This window comes from Halorubrum rubrum (assembly GCF_024494685.1).
Taxonomy (GTDB): domain Archaea; phylum Halobacteriota; class Halobacteria; order Halobacteriales; family Haloferacaceae; genus Halorubrum; species Halorubrum rubrum.
In genome coordinates, this window is the sequence record NZ_JANHDM010000021.1 from 1 (window position 1) to 5,439 (window position 5,439).

The following is a 5,439-nucleotide window of genomic DNA, read 5'->3' on the forward strand; positions in this document are numbered from 1 at the left end:
GTATGAAAAAAGCCCACGGCCGCGACGACCGTGGGCCCGAATACGACTACAGTATGAATGGCGAGGCGGCGAACCGCGGTTCCCAGAGGATCGCTCACTCCAGTACTTCCCGGCACGCGGGTGGGCTTAACTTCCGTGTTCGGAACGGGTACGGGTGTGCCCCCACCGCTCTGGCCGCCTTCATGCCGACTCCCGGACTCGAACCGGAACTCTCCACGATGGAGAGACGCCTGTCTCGGTGTATGTCTGACTACCGTGTGTACGTGCGATCCAGGTACCGCCTGAACTCATACGAGTGTGGAAGGTCCAGTGACCGTATGACTGTGGCTTCGGTCTGTTAGTGCTCGTGGACTCAACGCCTCGTTGCCTCGGCGCGTACATCCCGAGTCTATCTACCTCGTCTTCTACGAGTGACCTCGTCGGTACTTCTTTTCCATGTGGGTTTCGAGCTTAGATGCGTTCAGCTCTTACCCCGTGTCGCGTGGCTACTCGGCATCTGCCCTTCCGGACAACCGATACACCAGTGGCGACCAGTCGTAGTTCCTCTCGTACTATACGACCGTTCACGTCAAGTACCATAACACCCCCAATAGATAGCAGCCGACCTGTCTCACGACGGTCTAAACCCAGCTCACGACCTCCTTTAATAGGCGAACAACCTCACCCTTGCCCGCTTCTGCACGGGCAGGATGGAGGGAACCGACATCGAGGTAGCAAGCCACCCGGTCGATATGTGCTCTTGCGGGTGACGACTCTGTTATCCCTAAGGTAGCTTTTCTGTCATCTACGGGCCCCATTCCGGAGCCTCGTAGGTTCGCTAGACCACGCTTTCGCGTCAGCGTCACTCGTTGGGAATGACACTGTCAGACCATCTTGTGCTCTTGCGCTCTTCGCCGGGTTCCCGACCCGGCTGAGATGATCTTCGGGCGCGCTCGATATCTTTTCGAGCGCGTACCGCCCCAGTCAAACTGCCCGGCTACCGGTGTACTCCTCCCGGAGTGAGAGTCGCAGTCACCGACGGGTAGTATTTCAATGCTGTCTCGGTGGCCCGCTGGCGCGGGTACCTGTGTAACGACTCCTACCTATCCTGCACATCGGCGACCACGTCTCAGCGACAGCCTGCAGTAAAGCTCTATAGGGTCTTCGCTTCCCCTTGGGGGTCTCCAGACTCCGCACTGGAACGTACAGTTCACCGGGTCCAACGTTGGGACAGTGGCGCTCTCGTTTATCCATTCATGCAAGCCGCTACTGAAGCGGCAAGGTACTACGCTACCTTAAGAGGGTCATAGTTACCCCCGCCGTTGACGGGTCCTTCGTCCTCTTGTACGAGGTGTTCAGATACCCGCACTGGGCAGGATTCAGTGACCGTACGAGTCCTTGCGGATTTGCGGTCACCTGTGTTGTTATTAGACAGTCGGAGCGCCCGAGTCACTGCGACCTGCTCCGTCGAGAGCAGGCATCCCTTCTTCCGAAGGTACGGGACTAACTTGCCGAATTCCCTAACGTCGGTTCTCCCGACAGGCCGTGGCTTGCGCTGCCAGAGCACCTGTTTCGGATCTCGGTACGGACATCATGCTCGTCTTTTCACGGGCCCTATGTACGGCTGAGTTACCCTATCTCGCGCTTCTCTCGCTTCTTACCGTGACGGTCTCCACGAGGTTCCACGATTCGACCGGGCGAATGCCCGGCTCAACTCTCCACACGGCGTCGACTTTTATCGCATGATGGCACTGGAATATTAACCAGTTTCCCGTTGACACAGTCGAGTTGCGGTGTGTCTTAGGACCGGCTGACCCTCGGCTGAGTGGCAGTGCCGAGGAACCCTTGCTCATCAGGCCGTCGAGGTTCTCACCCGACTATCGCTGCTACTGTGACCAGGATTGTCGTTTCTGAACGGTCCACGCGAGCTCTCGCCCGAGCTTCCATCCGAACAGAACGCCGACCTACGCGGTTATCCAAGTATGGATACGGCCAGGTCTCGGTGGTAGATTTGAGCCCCGATCATTTTGGGCGCCTCAAACCTCGGCCGGTAAGCTGTTACGCTTTTCTTAGAGGGTAGCTGCTTCTAAGCTCACCTCCCGGCTGTTTAGGGCTTGAGACCACCTTCGAATCGCACTTAATCTACACTTTGGGACCTTAACCCGGCTCTGGGTTGTTCCCCTCACGGTACACAGGCTTACCCCGCGCACCGGACTCCCATCGTCTACGACGCCTGCGGGTTTGGAGTTTGACAGGATGGCCGACTCCTCTCGGAGGCGGGTCATCCAATCGGTAGCTCTACCCCGCGGGCTATCTCGGATGAGGTCATGCTTCGACATGTTTCGGTCGGAACCAGCTGTTGCCAGGCTCGATGGGCCTTTCACCCCTATACACGAATCACGAGAGGATATTGTAGGATACCACCTCTAACGGGCCTCCACGTGGCTTTCGCCACGCTTCACCCTGCTCGCGTATAGATCGCCTGGTTTCGGGTCGCACCCGAATGACTCCCCGCGTTTGGACACGGTGGCCCTCGCACAAAGTGCTGCGGCCGTATCGGTTTCCCTGCGCCTTCCCCGGTTCACGGGTTAGACTCGCCATTCAAGTGCACTCCCTGGGTCGTTTTTCAAAACGCACGACACGACGCCGGCTCGTCTCTCTTCCTACTAGAGAATCGCTTCTCGGTCGTTTTGAGAGACGCCTTTTACGCCCTGTCGCTCGATCGCCAACTGATTTCAGGCCCTATTGCACCGCCCTTCTCGGGGTGCTTTTCAGCGTTCGCTCACGCTACTTGTTCGCTATCGGTCTCGAGGAGTGTTTAGCCTTTCCAGGGGATGCCTGGAGTGTTCACAGAGGATATCCGACCCCTGCTACTCTGGATTTGACGCCATCTGTACTGGCTCATCTTACGGGGTTGTCACCCTGTTTCACGCTCCGTTCCAGGAGACTTCAGATGAGCTGTCGAGATTTGGTTGTCAACCCGAACACCACATTGGTCCGAAGACCTTCGGTTTGGGCTGTGTCGCGGTCACTCGCGGTTACTGACGACATCGCTATTGCGTTCTTTTCCTCCCCTTACTGAGATGTTTCAATTCAGGGGGTTCCCTATTGCGCGTGGCAATTGTAAACGGATTCCGATTCGGAGATCTCGTGTTCTTTCCCTCCATGCGGGTCCCACGAGCTTTTCGCAGCTTGGCACGTCCGTCGTCGGCTCTCGAGCCGAGCCATTCACCAGCTGGCACAGTAGCCAGTAGTGTGTCAGTGTTCACTGAACACTGACGGTGTCAAGTGACTGTAATAGTCACCGACTGTAATTGGTTCACTGACGTTCCACGAACTCGTATGAGTTCAGTGGACGTCTGGATCGCACGTATACACGGTCGTCATCGAATCACCCTGGCGGGGTGTTCGTCGAACCCTTCCCATTCGCGGTTTCCCGGAATGGTGCATCGGTCGTCGTGTCCGAACGGTTCGTCGGTACGCCCTTAAGGGGCACGTTTCGAGCCGGTCGGACTGACATGGACTCACTGGGATTCGAACCCAGGGCATCCTCCTTGCAAGGGAGGCACTCTACCGCTGAGCTATGAGCCCACCTCTCCACGTGGAGAGGGTCTGGTGTGGGGTGTGTAAGTGTGAGCCGTGGACGCTCGAAGGTGTCCGGGCCGGCGGTGGGCCGGACTCCGTGATTGGACGCATGCGAAATGAGTAGTGACCGGTCGCGGTCTGGGTGTCGTGTGGTGGTGACACGGTGACGGCGACGGTCGAAAGGTAAGATGAGCCTCCCTGAAGGGAGGTCTCGGGTCTGTGGAGGTGATCCAGCCGCAGATTCCCCTACGGCTACCTTGTTACGACTTAAGCCCCCTTGCGAAGCCCAGATTCGACTCGTGTGACGAGCCTCATCCGGACCTCACTCGGGTGCTTTGACGGGCGGTGTGTGCAAGGAGCAGGGACGTATTCACCGCGCGCTTATGACACGCGATTACTACCGAATCCAGCTTCATGTGGGCGAGTTTCAGCCCACAATCCGAACTACGATCAGGTTTCTGAGATTACCGTCTCCTTTCGGAGTTGGAACCCTTTGTCCTGACCATTGTAGCCCGCGTGTTGCCCAGCACATTCGGGGCATACTGACCTACCGTTGCCCGTTCCTTCCTCCGTGTTGGCCACGGCAGTCTTCCTACTGTCCCCAACCGCTTCACAGCGTTGCTGGCAAGTAGGAATGCGGGTCTCGCTCGTTGCCTGACTTAACAGGACGCCTCACGGTACGAGCTGACGGCGGCCATGCACCTCCTCTCTGTGGCTCGTGGCGAGGTCATCAACCTGACCGTCATTACCACAGTCGATGCTGGTGAGATGTCCGGCGTTGAGTCCAATTAAACCGCAGGCTCCTCCGGTTGTAGTGCTCCCCCGCCAATTCCTTTAAGTTTCATCCTTGCGGACGTACTTCCCAGGCGGCCTGCTTAGCGGCTTCCCTACGGCACAGCACCCACTCGTAGTGGGAGCCACACCTAGCAGGCATTGTTTACGGCCAGGACTACCCGGGTATCTAATCCGGTTCGAGACCCTGGCTTTCGTCCCTCACTGTCGGATCCGTCCTCGCGACGTGCTTTCGCCATCGGCGGTCCGTCCAGGATTACGGGATTTCACTCCTACCCCGGACGTACCCGTCGCGCCTTCCGGTCCCAAGCCACACAGTTTCCACCGGACGGCCACCCGTTGAGCGGGTGGATTTCCCGATGGACTTGTGCGGCCAGCTACGGACGCTTTAGGCCCAATAAGATCGGCCATCACTCGGGCTGCCGGTATTACCGCGGCGGCTGGCACCGGTCTTGCCCAGCCCTTATTCGTCCACCTCCCTACGGTGGACAAAAGCGTAGGCTCTATGCCTACGCACTTGGGATCCCCTTATCGCACTGGCGTGCAGTGTAAAGGTTTCGCGCCTGCTGCGCCCCGTAGGGCCCGGAATCTTGTCTCAGATTCCGTCTCCGGGTTCTCACTCTCATGACCCGTACCGATTATTGGCACGGTGGGCCGTTACCCCACCGTCTACCTAATCGGCCGCAGCCACATCCTTCGGCGCCGGAGCGTTTGACACAGTTCTCATTCCAGGTGAACTGTGGTATGCACTATTAGCCTCAGTTTCCCGAGGGTATGGTGCTCCGAAGGGTAGTTTGGCCACGTGTTACTGAGCTATTCGCTACGAGTATAAACTCGTACAACTAGCATGGCTAAATCGGATCCCAATAGCAATGGCCTCCGGCAGGATCAACCGGAATGACTACCCTCGCGCCTGATTCCCGGCACGAGGGGGTTATGTTGGCGGGTGTTGACTCGTTGTCAACACACCATTGCATGGTCCAATGTGGAGTCCGGTCTCACCGGCGACCCGGATGACACCGAACGTCCACGGCTCACATCAGATCTCCTCTTACGCCGGAGCGCAGGGGGCGAAATCCTCAT

At 57.9% G+C, this 5,439-nt stretch carries 1 tRNA gene and 3 rRNA genes; all 4 read right to left on the bottom strand.

Annotated elements, in window-relative coordinates:
- Nucleotides 1-60: 60 nt before the first annotated feature.
- The 4 genes from rrf to NO889_RS16335 all read right to left on the bottom strand — a co-directional run bounded on the left by rrf (nt 61) and on the right by NO889_RS16335 (nt 5,255).
- Nucleotides 61-182: ribosomal RNA gene (gene rrf / locus NO889_RS16320) — 5S ribosomal RNA — on the bottom strand.
- Nucleotides 183-315: 133 nt separating this feature from the next.
- Nucleotides 316-3,236 (bottom strand): 23S ribosomal RNA (locus NO889_RS16325).
- A gap of 262 nt (nt 3,237-3,498) precedes the next feature.
- Nucleotides 3,499-3,570: transfer RNA gene (locus NO889_RS16330), tRNA-Ala, on the bottom strand.
- Nucleotides 3,571-3,784: 214 nt separating this feature from the next.
- Nucleotides 3,785-5,255, bottom strand: a 16S ribosomal RNA gene (locus NO889_RS16335).
- Together the 16S, 23S and 5S rRNA genes with 1 tRNA gene alongside form the textbook arrangement of a ribosomal RNA operon.
- Nucleotides 5,256-5,439: the final 184 nt, after the last annotated feature.